Below are 23,061 nucleotides of genomic sequence, written 5' to 3' on the forward strand. Positions count from 1 at the left end.
CTGCCATGACCTCCCAGACCAATCGCCAATTCCTGCTCGCCAAACGCCCGGTGGGCGCCGCGACCCGCGAGACCTTTACCTATCAGGAAGTACCGGTCGGCGAACCGGCGGCGGGACAGATTCTGGTGAAGAATGAATTCCTCTCGCTCGACCCGGCCATGCGCGGCTGGATGAACGAAGGCAAATCCTACATCCCGCCGGTCGGCATCGGCGAAGTCATGCGAGCTCTCGGCGTAGGCAAAGTCATCGCCTCGAACAATCCGGGTTTTGCCGTCGGGGACTACGTCAACGGCGCCATTGGCGTGCAGGATTATTTCCTCGGCGAGCCACGAGGTTTCTACAAAGTCGATCCGAAACTGGCGCCGTTGCCGGTCTACTTGTCCGCGCTGGGCATGACCGGCATGACCGCTTACTTTGCCCTGCTTGATGTCGGCGCACCGAAGGCCGGCGACACCGTGGTGCTGTCCGGTGCGGCCGGCGCGGTGGGCAGCATTGCCGGGCAGATTGCCAAAATCAAAGGCTGCCGCGTGGTCGGGATTGCCGGCGGTGCCGACAAGTGCAAATTCCTCATTGAAGAATTGGGTTTTGACGGCGCCATCGACTACAAACACGAAGACGTGATCACCGGACTCAAGCGCGAATGCCCGAAAGGCGTCGACGTGTATTTCGACAACGTCGGCGGTGACATCCTCGACGCGGTGCTCAGCCGTCTGAACATGAAGGCACGGGTAGTGATTTGCGGCGCGATCAGTCAGTACAACAATAAGGAAGCGGTCAAAGGCCCGGCCAACTACTTGTCGCTGCTGGTCAATCGTGCGCGCATGGAAGGCTTTGTGGTGATGGACTATGCGGCGCAGTACGCCAGCGCTGCGCAGGAAATGGCCGGCTGGATGGCCAAAGGGCAACTCAAGAGCAAGGAAGACATCGTCGAAGGCCTGGAGACCTTCCCGGAGACACTGATGAAATTGTTCAACGGCGGGAATTTCGGCAAGTTGGTGCTCAAAGTCTGAAGGCACTGCAAAACAAATGTGGGAGCGAGCCTGCTCGCGAAGTGGGCGTGTCAGTCGATATCAATGTTGACTGATACACCCCATTCGCGAGCAGGCTCGCTCCCACATTTTGGATCTTCGCTGGCTGGTTAAGCGATTTCGGCGACTACGGAGGCCAGTGCCTTGGCTGGATCAGCCGCCTGGCTGATCGGGCGACCAATCACCAGGTAATCGGAACCGGCATCCAGCGCCTGACGCGGGGTCAGAATGCGGCGCTGATCGTCTTGTGCGCTGCCCGCCGGACGAATACCCGGAGTGACCAATTGCAGCGACGGGTGTGCAGTTTTCAGTGCGGTGGCTTCCAGCGCCGAACACACCAAGCCGTCCATGCCAGCCTTCTCGGCCAGTGCTGCCAGACGCAGAACCTGCTCTTGTGGCTCGATGTCCAGACCGATACCGGCCAGATCTTCGCGCTCCATGCTGGTCAGCACGGTCACGCCGATCAGCAGTGGCTGCGGGCCGCTGCGCTTGTCCAGCACTTCACGGCAAGCAGCCATCATGCGCAGACCGCCGGAGCAATGAACGTTGACCATCCACACGCCCATCTCGGCAGCAGCTTTTACAGCCATCGCGGTGGTGTTGGGAATGTCGTGGAATTTCAGGTCGAGGAATACTTCAAAACCCTTGTCACGCAGGGTGCCGACGATTTCCGCGGCGCAACTGGTGAACAGTTCCTTGCCCACTTTGACCCGGCACAGCTTCGGGTCCAACTGGTCGGCCAGCTTCAGTGCGGCGTCACGGGTGGGGAAATCCAGGGCGACGATGATAGGAGTCTGGCAGGCGGACATGAATGGGCTCTCAGGCAGGTCGAAATCGGCGCGCATTGTAGCGGAACCGGCGGCGGCGCGGCACCCGATGATCGGTAATTCGTCACACCAACGTGTGATCAGCATAGCGCTCGCTGCTATTGTGTCGACTCCGATACACAACCGACACGCCAGCAACAAGCACCGACGCTAGCCTCGCCAGCCGCAACACGTCCTTACATCAGCACTTCCCGCCTCACGGCCGGACGCCTATGCTGAAACCACAACCTCGCAGCCCATCTTTGTGGTTGGCGGCCTACTGGCAGATGAACAGCCCCATGCACAGCAACCAAACGACCGTGACTGATGAGCCCAAAGACGACAAGCGCTGGAGCATTCGCGCGCTGATCGTCGACGATGACGTGCCGATCCGCGAGCTGATGATCGATTACCTCGCCCGCTTCAATATCCACGCCAGCGGCGTCACCGACGGCGCGGCGATGCGCCTGGCGATGCAGGCCGAACATTTCGACGTGGTAGTACTCGACCTGATGCTGCCTGGCGAAGACGGTCTGTCGCTGTGCCGCTGGCTGCGCGCCGAATCGGACATCCCGATCCTGATGCTCACCGCCCGTTGCGAACCCACCGACCGCATCATCGGTCTGGAACTGGGCGCCGACGACTATATGGCCAAGCCGTTCGAACCGCGTGAACTGGTCGCACGCATCCAGACCATTCTGCGTCGCGTGCGCGATGACCGTACCGAACAACGGGCGAATATTCGCTTCGACAACTGGCGCTTGAACAGCGTCCTGCGCCAACTGATCGCCGACGACGGCCTCGTGGTGCCGCTGTCCAACGCCGAATTCCGCCTGCTCTGGGTCTTCATCGAACGCCCGCGCCGAGTCCTGAGCCGCGAACAATTGCTCGACGCTGCACGGGGGCGTTCGATCGAAGCGTTCGACCGCAGCATCGACTTGCTGGTCTCGCGCCTGCGGCAGAAACTCGGTGATGACCCAAAAGCGCCACAGCTGATCAAAACCGTACGCGGTGAGGGTTATCTGTTCGACGCCAGGGACATCGGCTGATGCGGTTGCGCTTCGATACGCTGTTCGGCCGTCTGTTTGGCGTGCTGTTTGTAGCGATTGTCCTGGCGCACCTGCTGGCTTTTGCCTGGTTTCATCACTACGGCCCGCCTCCGCCGCCCCCACCAGGCTTTTCCGCAATGTCCGACAGCCAACGGCCAGGGCAAAGTCCGCGCTTCCGCCCCGTCCGCCGCGCCCCTGGTTCGGCGGGCCGATTGTGCCGCTGACGTTTCAGTTCGTCTCGCTGATGATCGCTGCGTGGTACGGCGCCAAATTACTCAGCCGCCCGATCCAGCGCTTGAGTGACGCCGCGGAACGCCTCAGCGAAAATCTCGACAGCCCGCCCCTCGACGAGTCCGGCCCTCGCGAAGCGCGGCAAGCGGCGTACACCTTCAATCTGATGCAGCAACGCATTCGTGAACAGGTTCAGCAGCGCGCACGCATGCTCGGCGCCGTATCCCACGACCTGCGCACCCCGCTATCGCGACTGAAACTGCGCCTGGAAAACATCAGCGACGACAAGTTGCAGAACCAGATGCGTCAAGACCTGAACGACATGATCGGCATGCTCGACGCCACCCTCACCTACCTGCACGAACAGCGCACCAGCGAAGCGTTGCAATTGATGGACGTGCAGGCACTGGTCGAATCGCTGTGCGAGAACGCACAGGACCAAGGCGCGGACGTGCAGGTCAGCGGCCATTGCGCACCGTTGCCGGTGCAGCCGATGGCGCTGCGTTCATGCATCAACAATCTGCTCGACAACGCCTTGCGCTATGCCGGACAGGCGCGCATCGAACTGCATGATCAGCGCGAACAACTGCTGATCCGCGTGATCGATCACGGTCCGGGGATTGCCGAAGACAAGCGTGAAGCGGTGTTCGAACCGTTTTATCGCCTGGAAGGTTCGCGAAATCGCAATTCCGGTGGCGTGGGCCTGGGCATGACCATTGCTCGCGAGGCGGCTCAGCGATTGGGCGGCCAACTCAATCTGGAAGAAACCCCGGGCGGCGGCCTCACGGCCATCATTCGCCTGCCGCGCAGCTGAAAACACCACTCGGTGAATTCCGGTCTGTGTACCACTCGGTACAAACCTCACATACCGCCGACAACTTGCCCCCCGAGGCTGCATAAGCCGGTGCACCCACCGGTTTTCCATTCCAGGGAGTGAGTCCGATGATCGGTAGCGTCAGCAATTACACGAGCTATACAAGCACCAGCACCAGCAGCACCACCACACCAAACGCGCGCAACCAGCAACTGCAGAAAGAACTGTTCGCCAAACTCGACAGCAACGGCGACGGTGCGGTGGATCAGGATGAACTGAAAAGCGCCCTGTCGCAAAAGTCCGACGACGGCCTGCTGGTCAGCCTGAGCAAACAATTCGGTGACCTGGACAGCGACGGCAGCGGCGGCCTCAGCGCTGAAGAAATGACCGCCATGGCGCCCCCACCGCCACCGCATGGCGATCAAACGCCGAACACCGACCTCGCCGACGCTCTGATCAGCGCCCTCGACTCCGATGGCGACGGCGCCATCAGCAGCGATGAACTGAGCAGCGGCCTAACCAGCGCCGGCAGCACCGCCGACAGCCACGAAATCTTCTCGGCCCTGGACAAAAACAAGGACGGCACCGTCAGCCAGGACGAACTCACCGCCAGCCTGACGCCGCCACCGCCGCCTCCACCACAAGTCAACAGTGACGAGCTGTTCAGCCAGCTTGATGCCGACGGTGACGGTAGCGTCACTGCCACCGAATTGAGCAGTGCGTTGCAGGCGAGCGACAGCACCTCGGCGACCAGCACCGACACCAGTGCGGCGCTGCTCAAGGTTCTGGACAGCGATAGTAGTGGTGGCGTGAGCAGTGATGAATTGAAGGCCGCTTTGCAGGCTGGCCGTGAGCGTCCGTCGGATGAGGAGACGGCCAGCGCGCAGTCAACTGGTGAAGCGCTGAACCGCATGATTGCCAATCTGAGCAAACAATATTCGCTCACCAGCGCCGCGCCGGTGGGCAAATATCTCAACGTCGCGACATAAACGAACCTCGTGCAGGAGCTGCCGAAGGCTGCTCCTGCATGGGAATTGGTATGCATTTTGGTTTGGGGGCATATCCGTTGCTGCGGTTATGGCTGCTTAGGGTTTCGCTCTTACAGCGAGTCACCTTTTCCAGACGCCGAAAAGGTAACCCAAAGGCTTGGCCCCGGCGTACGGCACTTCGCTGAGGCTCAGTGTTCCCTCGCTACGGTGTCCATCCGGGGGCATCGCCTACGGTTGGCTGCGCTGCACCTCCTCTCGATGTGTTTGGCTTCGCCAAACGGCGCTGCGCGCCTAACCCCCGGATGAACACCTTCGCTCGGCCTGCCGAAGGGGCGGAAGGGCAAAAGCAAAGCAAGAGCCAGAGCCAGAGCCAGCGCCAGAGCAGATCAAAAGATCGCAGCCTTCGGCAGCTCCTACAGGGGATGCGTACATCCGCCAAAGACTGGTCAGCTGTCAGGCTGCCATCGCTGGCAAACCAGCTCCCACAAAAAAAGCCCCCCGCACACGGCGCATGCCGCCCCACTCAACACAATGAGCGTTAGCTCGAGTACCGCTTTTGATCTAAAAGGCCCGTCGGCAGGCTGAGTGAAGGGATTGATCCGGGGGTGGGAGCGCAGCGACCGTTTGGCGCAGCCAAATGCATCGAGAGGAGGTGCAGCGAAGCAAACCGTAGGCGATGCGCCCGGATCAATCCCGGAACGAAGGAACCCGAGCCTAAGCGAGGGCCGTACGTCAGGGTAAAGCCCTTTTGGTTACTTTTGGGGCGTCTGCCAAAAGTGACCCGCCGTAAGGGCGGAACCCTAAGCCGCCATCACCCAAAAAACGGATATACACCCCAAACCAAAACCCCAAAACCCCAAAACCCCAACCTAAACCCGAGCCTGACTCTTACTCCAATCCGTCAACAAACTGTAAGCCACCGCCAACAGGGTAGGCCCGATAAACAACCCGATGAACCCAAACGCAATCAACCCGCCAAACACCCCAAGCAACACAATCACCAACGGCAAATTGCCCCCGCGGCTGATCAGATACGGCTTGAGCACGTTGTCTACGCCACTGATGATGAACGTCCCCCATATCCCGAGAAACACCGCCATCCCATACTCGCCCTTCCAGGCCAGCCAGGCCGTGGCCGGTACCCACACCAACGGTGGCCCCATCGGAATCAGACTGAGCAGGAACGTCACAATCCCCAGCACCAGCGCCCCCGGCACCCCGGCAATAAGGAATCCGATCAACGCCAGAATCGCCTGCGCCGCCGCGGTACCAATCACCCCGTTGACCACCCGTTGTACCGTGCCGGCCACCAGTTCGATGTAATAACCCGCACGCTCCCCGATCAACCGCTCCAACAGGCTGTGCACGAACGCCGCCAGTCGTGGCCCGTCACGGTAGAAAAAGAACACAAAGACAATGCTCAGCGTCAGCTCGAGAATCCCGCCGCCGATCTGCGCGCTGCGCGCCAACAGCCAGTTACCGACCTGCCCCAGATAAGGCTTGATCGACACCATCAACGCTGCGCCCTGCTCATCGATGCTGTTCCAGAGCCCCACTAAGCGCTCACCGACAACCGGCAAAGTGCCCAGCCAGGCCGGTGCTTCCGGCAGACCATCAACCTGCACATCCTTGATAAACGCTGTGGCATCGCGCACATGATCGGCGAGATTGAATCCCAGCCAGACCAGCGGCGCCGCCACCAGCAGCATCCAGCCGAGGGTCAGAATGGCCGCCGCCAGCGATTCTCGGCCATTGAGCCAACGGGTCAGCAGGCGCATCAGTGGCCAACTGGCAAACGCCAGCACCGCGCCCCAGAACAGCGCCGACCAGAACGGCGCCATTACCCACAGGCTGGCGCCAAACAACACCAGCAGCAGGATCTGCACCAGCAGTCGATCGTTATTGAGCATGTAAGGTCTCGAAAAAGTCAGTCAGGCAAAGAGTAGGCGAACACGCCACGCGTGCTCGCCCGATAGAGCTTATCGCAACAGATCGATGCGCAAGCCTGCGCCGTCGACACTGCCGGTTTCCATCCGCGCGGCGCGTACGCCCTGATTGATCAGTGCCTGACGCCAGGCCTCGGCCTTCGGCCCGGATACCGTCACCCGCTGCGTGGTGTCGAGGTTCAGGCCACGGGAAATCAGGCGCAGCCAGGTGTCATCCGGGTCGTTCACCAGTTTGGGGAAGTCCAGTTCGCCGGTACTTTTGAGTTGACGCAAGAGGGTTGCCGAAGTCGGCAGCAGCTCGCCCAACGGCGCAACTGCCTCGAACTGCTCGACATGCAGGTAGGCTTTGCGATTGCCGCGAGTGATGCTGTAGAGCGCCACCAGCGTGTTGTCCCGTGGCGCGGCCAGCCTCAACAGCAAGTACGCCTGCTGCTCATCCGCGCCGTACAGTTTGGAATTGCCGAACACTTCGTTGGCCCACAGGCTGCTTTCGCCGCAATCGCGGGCCTGACACCAGAACAACAATTCGGCGTCCTGCTTTTGCAGGGCTTCGCGTGCAGCGGTGAAGGCTTCGGTGGCGGAGTGTTCGGGCGGTAACTCGTAAGTCACCGAAGTGGTTTGGCCACGGGCCGTGACCTGGCCGTCGAAGCGCAATTGGCCGCTGATCTTGCGGATCGAACCCAACGGATAGATCCGTTCAAGTTCCACCGGAGGGCGGAAATCGACGATTTGCGCATCGGCCAGTCGCGGCACGATCTGCAGATCCTGACTGCCCGGCACGTCGGCGGCAAAAGAAACGGAACTGAAACAGCTCAGCGCCAACAGACTGAGTGACCGCATAGTCAGGCTCATCGGATCGGCATGACTGTGTGATTCGGGGTCGCAGCGGTATAGAAATCCATCGTGGTTGTCTCCCATTTCAACCCGCCCAGCCTCGACAGTTGCCTGCGGCAAGTCAAGGAATGGCGAAGAAGCGATTGAAACAGTCTGCGACAAGATCCGCCCCGGCCTCGTCGTTCAGGTGCAAATGATGCCCACCTGGCAGCTGTTCCCGGCTAAAGGGTAGACGCTCCAGCAGCTCCGGATGTTTAGCCAGCATACCGTCGGCCGCGACTACCAGCTGCGCAGGACAGCCGATGCGCTGGACGAAAGCCATCGCCTGCTCCTGGGTCAGGCGCAGCGGCGATGGCAGAGTCAGTCGATTATCGGTGCGCCAGGTGTAACCGCCGGGCACCGGCATCAACCCGCGCTGAGCCAACAGCTCCGCCGCTTCACGACTGACCGCCACCAGACCTTTCATCCGCGCTTCGATGGCACGGTCGAGGGTGTGGTAGACCGGTTTGCGCTTCTCGCGCAGATCGAGTTGCGCTTGCAGGGCCATGCCCATGCGCTCGGCCGCATTTTCGCCTTTGTCTGTAGGAGGAATCACGCCGTCGATCAACGCCAGATGGCTGATGCGCTCTGGCATCGACCCCGCCAGCACCAGCGACACAATCGCGCCCATTGAATGCCCGAGCAGGCCGAATCGTTTCCAGCCCAATTGCTCGGCGACTTGCAACACGTCATGGGCGTAATCCCACAACGCGTAACCGGCACCATTGGGCCGATGCCCGGAATGACCGTGGCCGGCCATGTCCAGCGCAATGATGCGCAAGCCTTTGAGCTTCGGCGCCAGACGGGCAAAGCTGTTGGCGTTGTCGAGCCAACCGTGCAAGGCGATCACCGGCAAACCGTCTTCCGGGCCGAACAAATGCGCGGCCAACTCGATATGCGGCAGGCTCAGGCGCACTTCTTCGAAAGTCGGGCTCATGCGCAATCCCTGTCCTGGCGAGATTCCCAACGGGTGAAGAGGTTCTTCAGCAGCCGCGCGGTGTCTTGCGGGCGTTCAAGAGGGAACATGTGCCCGCCGGGCATGCTCAGCGCTTCGCCTTGCGGCAGGCGCGAGACGAAACGAGTGTGATGGCGCATCACCACGCGGCTGGTGTGCCCACGCACCACCGCCAGCGGCACCTGCAGTTGCCGAGTGCGGCCAGGGCTGGTGTGCGGCACGCCGCGATAAATGCTGATTTCAGTGGCAGGGTCGAAGCGTAAACGCAATTTATCGTCGACCCGATGCAGGCCGTGTTGCAGGTAGGCGTCGAAGCATTCCGGGTCGAAACCGCGAAACAGCGTCTTGCCGGCAAAATAGCGACGGGCGCTATCGAGGTCGGCGAACTCTTCGCGTCGGCCTAACGTACGCCCGGCTGGCGTCAGTCTGTCGATAAAACCAAAACGTTTGGCTGCACGAATCACCCATTGATCGGTACGCGTCAGCACTGGCGAATCGAGCATGACCACGCCGCGATACAACTCAGGACACCGCAGCGCCGCGTGCAGGTGCAGCACGCCGCCAAATGAATGTCCGACGCCCCACACGGGTTGATCCTGCTGTTGCAGGTGATGGATCAATTCATCGACCAGGTTGTACCAGTTGTCGTCGGCAGGGAAACGCGGGTCATGGGCATGCTGCTCCAGATGCGCAACCCGGTACTCGGGCGCCAGCGCCGCGAACAACTTGCCATAGGTGCCCGAGGGAAACCCGTTGGCGTGGGCGAAAAAGATTGGTTGCGACATGCAGGCTTAATCCATGAACGGGAAACGTGACGTTGATTGTCCGTAAGACCAGGATCCGCAGCAATGACCATAACTGCCAGAAATGATGACAGTCAGGTCAAAGCTATGGGCAAATCGACAATTACCGTGCCGGCGGCTGCTCACCCAGTGGCACCACCGCCATGGTCAACCGTGACACGCAACTGGCCTTGCCCTCATCACTGGTCAGACGGATGTCCCAGACGTGCGTGGTACGGCCGATATGAATCGGCTTGGCCACTGCCGTCACGCGTCCACTGCGCAACCCACGCAAATGGTTGGCGTTGATCTCAAGCCCGACGCAGTAAAACTTGCTGGCATCGATACACAGATAGCTGGCCATCGAACCGACGGTTTCCGCCAGCACCACCGAAGCGCCGCCATGCAGCAAGCCGTAAGGTTGGTGTGTGCGATGGTCGATGACCATGCTCGCGGTCAGCGACTCTTCGTCGAACGCTTCGAAGCGGATGTCCAGCACTTCGCCAATGGTGTTTTTCTGGATTGCGTTCAACTGCTCGATATTGGGAGTGGTACGCCACAAGCTCATCGCAGACTTCCTTGGTTGTTTTGGTTGTCGCTCAATCCTGCCACAGCACCGACTCGCTGCGCTCGCTCCATTCTTCGAAGCGGGCGCCGTAGGTGTCTTCGATGACGTTGCGCTTGATCTTCAGCGTCGGGGTGAGAAAGCCGTTTTCGACGCCCCAACTGTCCTTGACCACCACCAACCGACGCAGGCGTTCGTGCTTGTCGAGCGCGGCGTTGACCTCTTCCAGGAGTTTTTCCAGGCTCGAGTGCAGACTGGCGCGACCTTCTTCCTGACTGACGATGGAGAGCACACACAAACCCAACGGCGCGCTCAATCCATCGCCGACGACACAGACCTGCTCGATCCGTGAATGCACCGCCAGACGATTCTCGATCGGTGCCGGGGCGACGTATTTGCCTTTGCTGGTCTTGAAGATTTCCTTGAGCCGCCCGGTCAGGCACAGGCGTCCTTCGGCATCCTGCTCGCCCTTGTCGCCGGTGCGCAGGAAGCCGTCTTCGGTGATCGTTTCGGCGGTTTTCTGCGGTTCCTTGAAATAGCCGAGCATATTGGCCTGACTGCGCACCTGCACTTCGCCCGACTCATCGATGCGCACCTCGACATCCGGGCACGGTTTGCCGATCCAGCCCTGTTTATATTGTCCCGGCAGGCAGATGTGCGAGTAGCCACAGCTCTCGGTCATGCCATAGACCTCCAGCACGTCGAGGCCGAGTTTCCGATACCAGTTGAGCAAGGTCTGCGGCACCGGCGCCGCGCCGGACAGCGCCACACGCAAGGCGTCCAGCCCCAGCCCGGCGAGCACTTTGTGCCCGACCCGTTTACCCATAAACGGCAGACCGAGGAGCCAATCCAGACGCTTCGCCGGGACCTTGCTGTACACGCCCATCTGGAATTTGGTCCAGATCCGTGGCACGCCGAACATTGCGGTCGGCCGCGCACGCTTGAGATCGGTGATGAAGGTGTCGAGGCTTTCGGCAAAGAACACGGTTTGCCCGGTATAGATCGACGCCAGTTCAACGAACATCCGCTCGGCAACGTGACACAGCGGCAGATATGACAGCAGTCGATCGCTCTCGTTGAGCCCGAACAATTGCGTACCGCGCGTGGTGGCAAAGCCGAGATTGGCAAAGCTGTGCATCACGCCTTTGGGCAGGCCAGTGGTGCCGGAGGTGTAGATGATCGTTGCCAGTTGCTCGGCAGGCGGGCGCGGATCGTCCTGAATCGGCGAATAGCGCTGCAGGTCTGCCCAACTGAAATCGAATTTTCCGGGCGGATGCAGCGGCAAGCTGATGGTCGGCAGATCTGCCGGCACGCCTTGCGACATATTCGGCCAATCATCCAGCTTGCCAATAAACGCCAGCACACTTTCCGAGTGCTTGAGCACCTGGGCCACGGAATCCGCGGTGAGATTGGGATAGAGCGGTACCGAAACATGCCCGGCCATCCAGATCGCGAGATCGGCGATGATCCAGTGCGCGCAATTTTTCGAGATCAGGGCGATATGGCTGCCTTGCGGCAACTCGCGGGCGCGCAGCCAGTGCGCAGCGCAGCGGGCCTGATGGCCGACGTCGGCCCAACTGAGCGTCTCTACCTGCCCGCCGCCGGTGGGCTGTACCAGGAAGCGCTGGCGCGGGTGCCGGGCTTCACGTTCGTAGAACACGTCCAGCGGCAACCGGAAGGCGGCAGACATGCGACTCGCTCCTGTTTTTTTGGTCTGGAGCAAGCGTAGTCAACCAAGCAAGTGCTTGGTTGAAAAATTCAAACAAATAATTTCCGGTACACAGAGAACCTGTAGGAGTGAGCCTGCTCGCGATAGCGGGTGTATCAGCCTAAATTGATATTGACTGATATGGCCTCATCGCGAGCAGGCTCACTCCTACAGGGAGCGGTGTTAGGGATGCTTGAGGCTGTTAAGGGTCATCGAGCCAATCAACAGCTCAGGGCTTTCCAGCTCGGCCAACCCGGCGGTGCTGACCCGCTCCGGCGGATACCCGGCGCCGTGCTGCAGATAGCTGAGCAGATTGCCCACCAACGGGTTGTGGCTGACCAGCAGTACATTGCTCACAGAAACCAACTGATCGGCGACCCTGTCCGGATCGACTTCCGGCGTCAGCCATTCGACCGTGCGAATCTCCGGCTCGAACCCCAGCGCCTCGCGAACAATCTGCGCGGTCTGTTGCGCACGCAGATAAGGGCTGGCGTAGATCGCGGTCAGCGGCTGGCCGATCAAATGGGCCGCGCTGCTCAAGGCCTCTTTGCGACCGTGCTCGGTCAGTTCCCGCTCGGAGTCAGGGCACGAGCCATATGGTACGGCCTCGCCGTGACGCAACACCCAGAGTTTCATAGCTTGGGCTCCTCATCTCGGGCCGGGTGTGGGGCCGGCGGCACGGCATGCGGCGCTTCACCCTCCGACGCACGCGGGGTTGGCCAGTCGGCGAACGGCCAGGGTTTCTGGTCGCTGTGGAAACTGCCGAAACGGCCGATCTGCGCCAGAAACTGGCTCAGGCTGTCGCCGAAATTCATCAGGCTGGCGCTTGGCGCGCCATAGATCAAACGGTAGATCAGTTGCACCAGCACCACTGCGCCGAGGATGAACTGCGCCACTTGCCAGACCAGCACGTAGACGATCATCCACAACACGCGCAAGAGGATGGACTCGTACTTGGCTTCGATTTTCGGATCGTTCATGGCTTGCTCCCCTGTCCGTAGATAAACGCTGAATCAGTTGAAACCGCTGGTGGAAATAAAGTCGACGTCGGTTTTCGGTTCGGCACGCATCAGTAGACCGATCACCTGTTCCAGCGTGCGTCCTTCAAACAGGATTGCGTGCAGGCCGGCGACCAACGGCATGTACACGCCGACTTCCTGGGATTTGGCCTTGAGCACTTTCAGAGTGTTGACCCCTTCGGCGACCTCACCGAGGCGCGACACGGCTTCGTCGAGACTCAAACCTTGGCCGAGGGCGAAACCGACCTGATAGTTGCGGCTCTTCGGTGAGGAACACGTGACGATCAAATCGCCAACACCGGCAAGACCGAGGAAGGTCATCGGGTTCGCTCCTTGATTCACCGCAAATCGGGTCATTTCCGCCAAGGCGCGAGTGATCAGCATGCTCTTGGTGTTCTCACCCATTTCCAGCGCCACGGCCATGCCGGCGATGATCGCGTAAACGTTTTTCAGCGCCCCGCCGAGTTCGACGCCAAAACGGTCGGCACTGGCATAAACGCGGAAAGTGCGGCCATGCAGCGCGGCTTGCACTTGCTTGCAAAGTTCTTCGTCTTCACTGGCGACCACCGTGGCAGTCAGCGCATGCTCGGCGATTTCCCGCGCCAGGTTCGGCCCCGACAGCACGCCGATGCGCGCTTGCGGAGCGATCTCTTCGAGGATCTGGCTCATCAGTTTAAAGGTCTGGGCTTCGATGCCTTTGGTCAAGCTGACCAGCATCTTGCCGCTCAAGCGCTCGGCGTGCGCGGCGAGCACCGTGCGCAGTGCGCTCGACGGCAGCGCGACGAAGCACAAATCACAGGCGTCGAGAGTGGCTTGCAGGTCGGTGACAGCGGTCACGCCTGGCAGAATCTTGATGCCTTTGAGGTAACGCGGGTTTTCGCGATTGACCCGGATGGCCTCGGCCTGTTCGGGGTCACGCATCCACTGCAAGACTTGATGGCCGTTCTCGGCCAATAGATTGGCCACGGCGGTACCAAAACTTCCGCCTCCCAGGACCGCAATCGGGCGCTGTTCAGTCATATGCAATCCATTAATCCATACCAGTGGCGATGTCGGCATTATACGGGGCGACCCGATGGCGGCCAGCCCCCACGTCAATTACCGATACTTGTAGGAAGAAGACCAATAAAACCTAGGAAAATGCCTGCAACGTGACTGGAAAAGTCGCTGCCCTCGGTTAACATGCGCGCCAATTCTTTGCTTTCAAGGCTGCGTCGTGTCTGTCGGTTCTCCTCCCCCGCGTTCGTCCCTGTTACTGGCGCTGTTGTTCAGCCCGGTGTTGCAGGCGGACGACCTGTTCATGGACGGCGAAGCATTGCCGCAGGTGCTGACGGCCACGCGCCTGAAACAGACGCCGGCGGAAGTGCCGGGGAGCATGACCGTACTCGACAGCGAACTGATCAACGCCAGCGGCGCCCGCGACATCAGCGAACTGCTGCGCCTGGTGCCGGGAATGATGGTCGGCAACATCAGCGGCAACCAAGCGGCGGTCAATTACCACGGCACCAACGCCACCGAGGCGCGCCGCATGCAAGTGTTGATCGATGGTCGCTCGGTGTACCGCGCCGGACTGGCCACGGTCGACTGGAGCGATATTCCGGTGGCCATGGAAGACATCGAGCGCATCGAAGTCTTTCGCGGCCCGAACACTGTCAGCTATGGCGCCAACGCGCTGATGGCAGTGGTCAATATCATCACCCGTAACCCGGCGGACAGCCACGGTACTCGGCTGAAATACACCCGCGGTCAACGCGGCATCAATGACTTCTATGCCAGTCAGGGCACCGGCTGGAATGGCGGCGATCTGCGCCTGTCGTTGTCCGGGCAGGAGGACGACGGTTTCGACACCGACCGCACGGGTGCCGATTACCGCGACAGCCGCCGTTTGAACCGCTTCAGCCTCGCCGTCAGCCAAACCCTCAGCGACAACCAGAGCCTCGACTGGCAGGTCAACGCGAAAGATGGCACCAACCAGCGGCCGTACACCTACCATCCGGTGTTCTCGGGGATTACCGCCGCCGGCAACAATTCCGACGTGGTGGCTAAAGATTACGCCGGCTCGGTGCGCTGGAACCTCGACATCAATCCTGAGCACAGTCTTTATATCCAAGGCTCGGCGCAGCACTGGGATCGTCAGCAAACCTGGCGCGCGTGCGACGCCGAAGTGTCGTTCAGCCCCGAGCTGGCGCAACTGTGGCAGCTCGACCCGAACTACACCGAACGGCTGGCGCGCAACATCACCCGTTTCACCGGCCCTGGCGCTGCGCCCGGCACGCCGCAGGAAATGGCGCTGGCCAACCGGGCGCTCGATCAATGGCGCAACGGTGCCAGCCAGACTTTATGCGGCGACATCGATCAGAGCGCCCGCGAATCGCGCTACGATCTCGAATTGCAGGACACCCTCAGCCTGTCCGACAGCCTGCGTCTGGTCAGTGGCATGAACTATCGTTACGACCGCGCCGATTCCGAAACCTACTTCAACGGCACGCTGGACGACACCACCTGGCGCGCGTTCGGCCAACTGGAGTGGCGCGCCACTGAACACTGGCTGTTGCAAGGCGGGGCGATGTTCGAAGACACGCAACTGATCGGCAGTTCGCTGACCCCACGCTTCGCGATCAATTACCTGATCAACCCGCGCCATGGTCTGCGCGCGGTGTACTCGGAGGCCATCCGCTCGCCGGACATGTTCGAGAACAACGTCAACTGGAGCTATCAGGTCAGCAACCTGCGGCCCTCGGCGTACGGTCAGTCGTCGGCGCGCTACTTCGTCAAGACGCGCGGCCCCGGCGATCTCGATCAGGAGCACATGCGCTCGCGGGAGCTGGGCTACAACGGCTACTTCGCCGAGCTCGGCCTGGCGCTCGACATCAAGCTGTTCTACGACGAAATCACCGGGATGATCAGCGAGCCATTGCGCAACAATCAGTACATCGCCAGCAACGCCAACAGCTCACGGTTTCGCGGCACCGAAACGCAGCTCGACTGGCGGGTCAGCCGGGCCGACCGCTTGCGCTTCACTTACGCGTTCGTCGACGCCGAGGCGAGTAATCCTCTGGATCAGCAATTCACCTCACGCAACAGCGGTTCCGCCGGTTGGCTGCGTGACTGGGGCCACGGCTGGAACAGCGCCCTCTTCTATTACGGCGACAACGCACTCAATGGTTACCGTTTTGAACGGGTCGACACGCGCATCGCCAAACGCATCCCGCTGGGTAAAGCCCAACTGCAACTTGCGGGTGTGCTGCAACAGCGTCTCGATCATGAGCCGACCACCTTCGTCGATAACAACTACGACGAACGCCGGGTGATGTATTTCAGCGCCGAGCTGGAGTTCTAGGGTGCGCCTGGGCACGTCACGGAAGACGCCAACCCTTGGCCACTGGCTGGCCGGGCTCTGTCTGTTTTTGGTCGCCTGGCTGCACGGAGTGGCCGTGCAGGCCGCAGACATTCTGTTGACCGGCGCCGAGGAAAGCCCCGGTGTACAGGCGTTCGTGCAGGCGCTGAGCGAACTGCGCCCGACTGACACGGTGCGTTTCCAGCCACTGGCCAGCCTGCCGACGCCCGGCAAGTTGCCGTCGAGCCTGCGTCTGATTCTGCTCGATCTGCCGAGCCTCGACTGGCGCTTGCAGGAGCCTCAGGGCCCGGCGACGCTGGTGTTGCGCATCAGCCGTTTGCAAGCCCGGCAACGGCTGGGCACAGCGCAACCGCCACGTCTCAGCCTGCTGTGGAGCGATCCACCGCTGAGCCGACAATTGCAATTGATCCGGCGGATTCTGCCGCAGGCGCGGCGCGTCGGTGTGCTGTTCGATCAGCACAGCGAATTCCTGCTCAAGGAGCTGAACCTGGCGGCCCAACCCTTGAATCTGCAAATCGTCAGCCAGCGCTGGGACAACACTCACGACAGCCGCCCCTTGCAAGCCGTGTTGAAAAACAGCGACGTACTGCTCGGCCTCGACGACCCCGACCTGTACAACCCGAAAACCGCAAAAAATCTGCTGCTCAGCAGCTACTCGCGGCAAGTCGCGCTGGTCGGTCCCAATGTTGCTTTCGTGCGTGCCGGCAGCCTGGCCAGCAGCTACAGCGACCAGAACGATTGGCTGAGCCTGCTCGATCAATTACTCGACCAGCCACCGGCTGCTTGGCCACGAACGCTCTATCCCCGACATTTCAAAGTCTCAAGTAATGCGCAGGTCGCTCGTTCATTAGGCATCGAACCGCCTGATGACGCCGCCGTCGCCAGAGCATTGGCTGAAGGAGAACGCCGCCCATGAGTTTCCGTCGCCGTTGGGATATCAATACCCGCACCCAGTTGATCAGCCTCGGCCCGGCGCTGTTGTTGACCTTGTTGCTGATCAGCTTCTTCACCTTCGTGCGCATTCAGGATTTGCGTCAGGAGCTTACTCACACCGGCCAACTGATCGCCAACCAACTGGCGCCCGCCACCGAATACGGGGTGATTTCCGGTAACAACGAAGTGCTGGAAAGCCTGCTCAAAGCCACGCTCGCCACGCCCAACGTACGTTTTCTGGAAGTGCAGGACAGCGCCAACCGGATTCTGGTGTATGTCGAACAACCCGCGGCGGCCCACAGTCGCCCGCATCAGGTCGAGGTATTTCAGGCACCGGTGCGGCTGCAACGGATTGCCCTGCACAATGATTTTTTCCAGGATGGCAAAGTCAATAACGGCGCTGCCGGCGAGGATTACCTGGGACGGGTGATCGTCGGCCTGTCCAACGATGCCTTCAGTCAGCGCCAGCAGGAAATCCTGTTCAAGGCCGCGATCCTCGCGCTGTTCGCGCTGCTGTTCACTTTTGTCCTCGCGCGACGCCTGGCCGGCAGCCTGTCGCAGCCGATCCGCAATATCGGCAATGCGGTCAAGGCGATTCAGGACGGCGACTATAAAACCCCGCTACCGATTGTCGACGACACCGAGCTTGGCGCGCTGTCGCAACACATCAATAACCTTGCCCAGGCGCTGGAGCAGGCCAGCCGCGAACAGCATCAGGCGATGGCGCAACTGATCCAGACGCGCGAGGAGGCAGAAAAGGCCAATAACGCCAAATCCGATTTTCTGGCGATGATGAGCCATGAACTGCGCACACCGATGAATGGCGTGCTGGGCATGCTGCAACTGCTCGAAACCACCGAGATGACCGAGGAGCAGGTCGAATACGCTGCGCTCGCATCAGAGTCCACCGAGCATCTGCTGAAAGTCATCAACGACATTCTCGACTTCTCGCGGATCGAGCGCTCGGAACTGGAGCTGGAGCACATTCCGTTCAATCTGGCCGAACTGATCGGCGCCTGCGCCCAGTCGTTTCAGCACAGCGCCGTGCAACGGGGCCTGGCGCTGAACCTGCGGATCCCCGAGGACATGCGCGGCTTGCAAGTGCAGGGCGATCCGACGCGGATCCGGCAGATTCTGGTCAATCTGGTCGGCAATGCGCTGAAGTTCACCGAACAAGGGCGGGTCAGCATCGAAGCGCAATGGCAGTCGCTGGATCATGAACTGCTGTGGTTTACCTGCTCGGTGCGCGACAGCGGCATCGGTATTTCCACCGAGAGCCTGGAGTTGATGTTCAACGCCTTCCAGCAGGCCGACAGTTCGATTTCACGGCGCTACGGTGGCACGGGCCTGGGCCTGCCGATCGCCCGGACACTCGCCGAACGCATGGGCGGTACTCTGCGGGCGCAGAGTGAAGAAGGCCTCGGCTCGGTGTTCACCCTGGAAATCCCGCTGGCCCTCTATAAACAGGCGTTGCCGCCACTGCCAGCACCGCGCGCGCCGAATGGCGACGGCCAGGGTGAGGGGCGCAACGTGCTGCTGGTGGAAGACAATCCGGTCAATCAGACCGTGATCGAAGCGATGCTGCGTAGCCTCGGCTTTACGGTCAGCGTCGCCACCGACGGTGCGCAGGCGGTGCGCAGCGCCGAAGGCAATGATTACGAAGTGATTCTGATGGATTGCCGCTTGCCGATCATCGATGGCTACGAAGCCACCCGACAGATCCGTCGCCTGCCCGGACGCAGCGAGGTGCCGATCATCGCGCTGACCGCCAATGCCTTGCAGGGCGACCGCGAGACCTGCCTGTCGGCGGGCATGAACGATTATCTGGCGAAGCCGTTCAAACGTAATGATCTGCAGCAGATTCTGCAGCGCTGGGTGTCGTAGTGTGGGCCTTTCGACCATCTGCGACTGGCGTGAAAAGCGAAAGTGCGGCAGTCTTAGGCACCCGAACGAGCCTCAAAAGAGGCTTGATTAAAAATTTCAGTGCACAAGTGTACATTCATGTCCTTGGTGCTGTGACTTTCACCACAACGCAATAGTCTATGAGTAGGCTGCCGGTTCGAGGCATGAACGCTTCGAACGGTCGGGAAGATTTGCCCCACCTGCCGCATGGGATTATTGAGGAGCTCGCATGACCAAACAAAACGCCTTTACTCGGGAAGATCTGCTGCGCTGCAGTCGCGGTGAGCTGTTCGGCCCAGGTAACGCGCAACTGCCCGCCCCGAACATGCTGATGGTGGATCGCATCACCCTGATCAGCGAAGAAGGTGGCAAGTACGGCAAAGGTGAATTGGTCGCCGAACTGGATATCAACCCTGACCTGTGGTTCTTCGCGTGCCACTTCGAAGGCGATCCGGTAATGCCGGGCTGCCTGGGTCTGGACGCCATGTGGCAACTGGTCGGCTTCTTCCTGGGCTGGCAAGGCCTGCCGGGCCGCGGCCGTGCGCTGGGTTCGGGCGAAGTGAAATTCTTCGGTCAGGTACTGCCGACTGCCAAGAAAGTCACCTACAACATTCAAATCAAGCGCGTCCTCAAGGGCAAGCTGAACCTGGCCATTGCCGACGGTTCGGTGTCTGTTGACGGTCGCGAAATCTACACCGCCGAAGGCCTTCGCGTCGGCGTGTTCACCTCCACTGACAACTTCTAAGGGTTATTCGCATGCGCCGCGTCGTTATCACTGGTCTGGGCATTGTTTCGTGCCTGGGCAATGACAAAGAGACCGTCTCCGCTAACCTGCGTGCAAGCCGCCCTGGCATCCGGTTCAACCCGGAATATGCCGAAATGGGTCTGCGTAGCCAGGTTTCCGGCTCCATCGACCTCAACCTTGAAGAGCTGATCGATCGCAAGATCTATCGCTTCGTCGGCCACGCAGCGGCTTACGCCTACCTGGCCATGAAAGACGCGATCACTGACTCCGGTCTGACCGAAGAGCAAGTGTCCAACCCGCGTACCGGCCTGATTGCTGGTTCCGGCGGTGCTTCCACGCTGAACCAGATGGAAGCGCTGGACATCCTGCGCGAGAAAGGCGTGAAGCGTGTTGGCCCATACCGCGTAACGCGGACCATGAGCAGCACCGTTTCCGCTTGCCTGGCCACGCCGTTCAAGATCAAGGGCCTGAACTACTCCATCGCTTCTGCCTGCGCCACCAGTGCTCACTGCATCGGTACCGCCATGGAACAGATCCAGATGGGCAAGCAGGACATCGTCTTCGCCGGTGGCGGTGAAGAAGAGCACTGGAGCCAGTCGTTCCTGTTCGACGCGATGGGCGCTCTGTCCAGCAAGCGTAACGACACCCCGGAACAAGCTTCCCGTGCCTACGACAAAGACCGTGACGGTTTCGTTATCGCGGGTGGTGGCGGCATGGTTGTGGTTGAAGAGCTGGAGCACGCTCTGGCCCGTGGCGCGAAAATCTACGCCGAAATCGTTGGCTACGGTGCAACGTCCGACGGCTACGACATGGTTGCCCCAAGTGGCGAAGGCGCGATCCGTTGCATGCAGATGGCAATGTCCACCGTTGATACCCCGATCGACTACCTGAACACCCACGGCACTTCGACTCCGGTCGGCGACGTCGCGGAAATGAAAGGTGTGCGTGAAGTGTTCGGCGACAAGGCTCCAGCGATCAGCTCGACCAAGAGCCTGTCCGGTCACTCCCTGGGCGCAGCCGGCGTTCACGAAGCGATCTACTGCATGCTGATGATGGAAGGCAACTTCATTGCCGGTTCCGCCAACATCGACGAGCTGGACCCTGAAGTGGCTGATCTGCCGGTGCTGACCAAGACCCGCGAGAACGCCACCCTCAACACCGTGATGAGCAACAGCTTCGGCTTCGGCGGCACCAACGCCACGCTGGTACTGAAGCGCTGGGAAGGCAAGTAATTCCCCGAGCTTGAGCCACACATAAAAACGCCCCGACTGGTTCGGGGCGTTTTTTTGCCTGTAGTAAATGGCAGTTACACTGCAAAAACCTGTGGGAGCGAGCCTGCTCGCGAATGCGATATTGCAGTCACCCTATCATCGTCTGACCCACCGGATTCGCGAGCAGGCTCGCTCCCACAATGGTCTGGCGGTGCGTTTGAAAATGAAACTTCTGTCATGAAACTTTGCGTCCTGCGACCGAATGTCGCGGATTTAGCGGGCTGCAGCACTGTTGCGTTTTACGCAAGAATACGTTGCACGAATCAAGCGTTTACTTAGCAAGCTAACAAATCATATAAAAGAGTCCTGCACACGCCTTGCTGCAGATAACTTGAGATTTGGAGCTAGCAGATGACTGTAAAAGTAACTGAACGCGACGATTCACACATGTCCCACGAAGGCGTAGCCGCCGGTATCCGGATCTGGGACGTGCATCAACAAGACTTGCTGGTCGGCATGTTCCACAACGAGATCGATGCCCACAATTACAAGGCCGAACTGGAAGTGGAAGAACAGCAACGTGACTTACAATCCGCCTGATTCAACCACAGCATTGAAAACGAAAAACCCCGCCATCAGCGGGGTTTTTCGTTGTTACAGCTTTATCGATTTACCACATCAGATCATCAGGAATCTGATACGCCGCGTACGGATCATCCTCAGTACTGACCTCCTCGGTCTGTACGTTGAGCTGCACGATACGTTGCGGGTCGCGCTCCTGGATCTTCAGGGCGGCTTCACGCGGGATCACTTCGTAACCGCCGGCGTGGTGGACGATCGCCAGTGAGCCGCTGCTGAGCTTGTTGCGCATCAGCGTGTTGACCGAGAGGCGCTTGACCTTCTTGTCGTCGACGAAGTTGTAGTAATCCTCGGTGGTCAGCTTCGGCAGACGCGAGACTTCGATCAGTTGCTTGACCTGCGCCGCACGTGCCTTGGCTTCGACTTTTTCCTGCTGCTGACGATTCAGCTCCTGGTCGCGCTTGACCTTCTCGGCCATCGCATCCTGAGCGGCGCGCTGCTGCGAGTCGTCCAGTTCGATCTGACCTTTGTGGGCCAGACGCTGCTGCTTCTGTTTGTCTTTGCTGACCTGCTTGGCCTGCTTTTGGTTAACCAGACCTGCTTTGAGCAACTGGTCGCGAAGGGAAATACTCATGGGGCTTACTCACTTGGGCAGTTGCTCAGCCGCAGCTGGGCGCATTCTTTTCCTGACGTTTGGCTTCACCCCACAGGGCGTCCAACTCTTCGAGGGTGCAATCTTCTATGGGACGGTGGGTGTCGCGCAATGCCTGTTCGATAAAACGGAAACGTCTTTCGAACTTGCCGTTGGCGCCACGCAAGGCAGTTTCCGGGTCGACCTTCAGATGCCGGGCCAGATTGACCACGGAAAACAGCAGATCGCCGATCTCGTCAGCCACGGCGACGGGATCGTTTTCAGACATGGCTTCGAGGACTTCATCAAGCTCCTCACGAACCTTGTCCAGCACCGGCAAGGCATCTGGCCAGTCGAAACCGACCTGCCCTGCGCGCTTCTGCAACTTGGCTGAACGTGACAGGGCCGGGAGCGTGGCCGGCACGTCGTCGAGCAATGACAGCTGCTCTGGCGCGGCAGATTTCTCGGCACGTTCTTCGGCCTTGATCTCTTCCCAGCGCTGCTTGACCTGTTCTTCCGTCAAACGAGGAACATCCAGCGGCGCGTACAAATCCCCGGTCGGGAACACGTGGGGATGACGACGGATCAACTTGCGGCTGATGCTGTCGATGACACCTGCAAACTCGAAGCGCCCTTCTTCCCGGGCCAGTTGGCTGTAATAGACGACCTGAAACAACAGATCACCGAGCTCACCCTGTAAATGATCGAAATCGCCACGCTCGATGGCGTCGGCCACTTCGTAGGCTTCTTCGAGGGTGTGCGGAACGATGGTCGCGTAGGTTTGCTTGATGTCCCACGGGCAACCGTACTGCGGATCACGCAGACGGTTCATCAGATGGAGCAGGTCTTCAAGGCTGTACATCATTTATCTCTCACCACAAAACCTTGTGGGAGCGAGCCTGCTCGCGAAAGCGGTGTGTCTGCAACAATGATGTCG

Annotated in this window: 21 protein-coding genes and 1 pseudogene; 10 read left to right on the forward strand and 12 right to left on the reverse strand. The window is 60.2% G+C overall.

Translation table 11 applies throughout. The features are described from left to right. The first annotated feature begins 5 nt into the window (after positions 1–5). Complete coding sequence (locus JFT91_RS11090) at positions 6–1,010, forward strand: NADP-dependent oxidoreductase (RefSeq protein ID WP_201232407.1); 1,005 nt, start codon at positions 6–8, stop codon at positions 1,008–1,010. Between the two features lie 128 nt (positions 1,011–1,138). On the opposite strand, the gene pyrF is transcribed toward JFT91_RS11090, so the two are convergent. After that, on the reverse strand, positions 1,139–1,837 hold the full coding sequence (gene pyrF, locus JFT91_RS11095) for an orotidine-5'-phosphate decarboxylase (protein ID WP_201231104.1): 699 nt from the start codon (positions 1,835–1,837) through the stop codon (positions 1,139–1,141). Positions 1,838–2,133: 296 nt separating this feature from the next. Between pyrF and JFT91_RS11100 the strand changes: the two genes are divergently transcribed. The 3 genes and pseudogenes from JFT91_RS11100 (at position 2,134) to xopAW (ending at position 4,917) form a co-directional block, all read left to right on the forward strand. Beyond that, positions 2,134–2,883, forward strand: coding sequence for a response regulator (locus JFT91_RS11100; protein ID WP_518524864.1), 750 nt, complete (start codon positions 2,134–2,136; stop codon positions 2,881–2,883). After that, positions 2,883–3,928: pseudogene (locus JFT91_RS11105) on the forward strand (sensor histidine kinase). The gene JFT91_RS11100 and the pseudogene JFT91_RS11105 overlap by 1 nt, the downstream one beginning before the upstream one ends. A 128-nt stretch (positions 3,929–4,056) precedes the next feature. Continuing rightward, positions 4,057–4,917, forward strand: a complete 861-nt coding sequence (xopAW, locus tag JFT91_RS11110; protein ID WP_201232408.1) for an EF-hand domain-containing protein — start codon at positions 4,057–4,059, stop codon at positions 4,915–4,917. An 869-nt stretch (positions 4,918–5,786) separates the two neighbouring features. Here xopAW and JFT91_RS11115 read toward each other — a convergent pair. The 9 genes from JFT91_RS11115 to JFT91_RS11155 all read right to left on the reverse strand — a co-directional run bounded on the left by JFT91_RS11115 (position 5,787) and on the right by JFT91_RS11155 (position 13,785). Beyond that, positions 5,787–6,827, reverse strand: a complete 1,041-nt coding sequence (locus JFT91_RS11115; RefSeq protein ID WP_201232409.1) for an AI-2E family transporter — start codon at positions 6,825–6,827, stop codon at positions 5,787–5,789. A 69-nt stretch (positions 6,828–6,896) separates the two neighbouring features. Continuing rightward, positions 6,897–7,703, reverse strand: coding sequence for a DUF4892 domain-containing protein (locus tag JFT91_RS11120; protein ID WP_201232410.1), 807 nt, complete (start codon positions 7,701–7,703; stop codon positions 6,897–6,899). Between the two features lie 115 nt (positions 7,704–7,818). Next, entirely contained in the window at positions 7,819–8,673 is an 855-nt protein-coding gene (locus JFT91_RS11125) for an alpha/beta hydrolase (protein WP_201231053.1), read from the reverse strand. Then, a complete protein-coding gene (locus JFT91_RS11130; RefSeq protein ID WP_201231054.1) occupies positions 8,670–9,476 on the reverse strand; it encodes an alpha/beta fold hydrolase in 807 nt (268 codons plus the stop codon). The genes JFT91_RS11125 and JFT91_RS11130 overlap by 4 nt, the downstream gene beginning before the upstream one ends. Positions 9,477–9,597: 121 nt before the next feature. After that, on the reverse strand, positions 9,598–10,041 hold the full coding sequence (locus JFT91_RS11135; RefSeq protein WP_042560476.1) for a hotdog fold thioesterase: 444 nt from the start codon (positions 10,039–10,041) through the stop codon (positions 9,598–9,600). Positions 10,042–10,072: 31 nt separating this feature from the next. Continuing rightward, complete coding sequence (locus tag JFT91_RS11140; protein WP_201232411.1) at positions 10,073–11,728, reverse strand: AMP-binding protein; 1,656 nt, start codon at positions 11,726–11,728, stop codon at positions 10,073–10,075. A 201-nt stretch (positions 11,729–11,929) separates the two neighbouring features. Next, a complete protein-coding gene (sixA, locus tag JFT91_RS11145; RefSeq protein ID WP_201232412.1) occupies positions 11,930–12,382 on the reverse strand; it encodes a phosphohistidine phosphatase SixA in 453 nt (150 codons plus the stop codon). Then, a complete protein-coding gene (locus JFT91_RS11150; protein WP_201232413.1) occupies positions 12,379–12,726 on the reverse strand; it encodes a DUF4389 domain-containing protein in 348 nt (115 codons plus the stop codon). Before JFT91_RS11150 ends, sixA begins: the two co-directional genes overlap by 4 nt. A 33-nt stretch (positions 12,727–12,759) precedes the next feature. Continuing rightward, complete coding sequence (locus JFT91_RS11155) at positions 12,760–13,785, reverse strand: NAD(P)H-dependent glycerol-3-phosphate dehydrogenase (protein ID WP_158829152.1); 1,026 nt, start codon at positions 13,783–13,785, stop codon at positions 12,760–12,762. Between the two features lie 196 nt (positions 13,786–13,981). Here JFT91_RS11155 and JFT91_RS11160 point away from each other — a divergent pair, with 196 nt between their 5' ends. The 6 genes from JFT91_RS11160 (at position 13,982) to JFT91_RS11185 (ending at position 21,514) form a co-directional block, all read left to right on the forward strand. Further along, complete coding sequence (locus tag JFT91_RS11160; protein ID WP_201231059.1) at positions 13,982–16,105, forward strand: TonB-dependent receptor domain-containing protein; 2,124 nt, start codon at positions 13,982–13,984, stop codon at positions 16,103–16,105. Between the two features lies 1 nt (position 16,106). Continuing rightward, on the forward strand, positions 16,107–17,039 hold the full coding sequence (locus tag JFT91_RS11165; RefSeq protein ID WP_201232414.1) for an ABC transporter substrate-binding protein: 933 nt from the start codon (positions 16,107–16,109) through the stop codon (positions 17,037–17,039). Continuing rightward, complete coding sequence (locus JFT91_RS11170) at positions 17,036–18,940, forward strand: response regulator (RefSeq protein WP_201231061.1); 1,905 nt, start codon at positions 17,036–17,038, stop codon at positions 18,938–18,940. The genes JFT91_RS11165 and JFT91_RS11170 overlap by 4 nt, the downstream gene beginning before the upstream one ends. 247 nt (positions 18,941–19,187) lie before the next feature. Further along, complete coding sequence (fabA, locus tag JFT91_RS11175; protein ID WP_064391590.1) at positions 19,188–19,703, forward strand: 3-hydroxyacyl-[acyl-carrier-protein] dehydratase FabA; 516 nt, start codon at positions 19,188–19,190, stop codon at positions 19,701–19,703. An 11-nt stretch (positions 19,704–19,714) separates the two neighbouring features. Then, positions 19,715–20,935, forward strand: a complete 1,221-nt coding sequence (gene fabB / locus JFT91_RS11180) for a beta-ketoacyl-ACP synthase I (RefSeq protein ID WP_201147690.1) — start codon at positions 19,715–19,717, stop codon at positions 20,933–20,935. A gap of 390 nt (positions 20,936–21,325) precedes the next feature. Then, positions 21,326–21,514: a hypothetical protein gene (locus JFT91_RS11185; RefSeq protein WP_201232415.1), complete on the forward strand. Its 189-nt coding sequence runs from the start codon at positions 21,326–21,328 to the stop codon at positions 21,512–21,514. 70 nt (positions 21,515–21,584) lie between these two features. Here JFT91_RS11185 and JFT91_RS11190 read toward each other — a convergent pair whose 3' ends face one another. After that, a complete protein-coding gene (locus JFT91_RS11190; protein WP_201232416.1) occupies positions 21,585–22,127 on the reverse strand; it encodes a DUF2058 domain-containing protein in 543 nt (180 codons plus the stop codon). Positions 22,128–22,152: 25 nt separating this feature from the next. Beyond that, on the reverse strand, positions 22,153–22,986 hold the full coding sequence (mazG, locus tag JFT91_RS11195) for a nucleoside triphosphate pyrophosphohydrolase (RefSeq protein WP_201232633.1): 834 nt from the start codon (positions 22,984–22,986) through the stop codon (positions 22,153–22,155). Positions 22,987–23,061 lie beyond the last annotated feature (75 nt).

It is taken from the genome of Pseudomonas sp. TH08, from assembly GCF_016651275.1.
Classification (GTDB): domain Bacteria; phylum Pseudomonadota; class Gammaproteobacteria; order Pseudomonadales; family Pseudomonadaceae; genus Aquipseudomonas.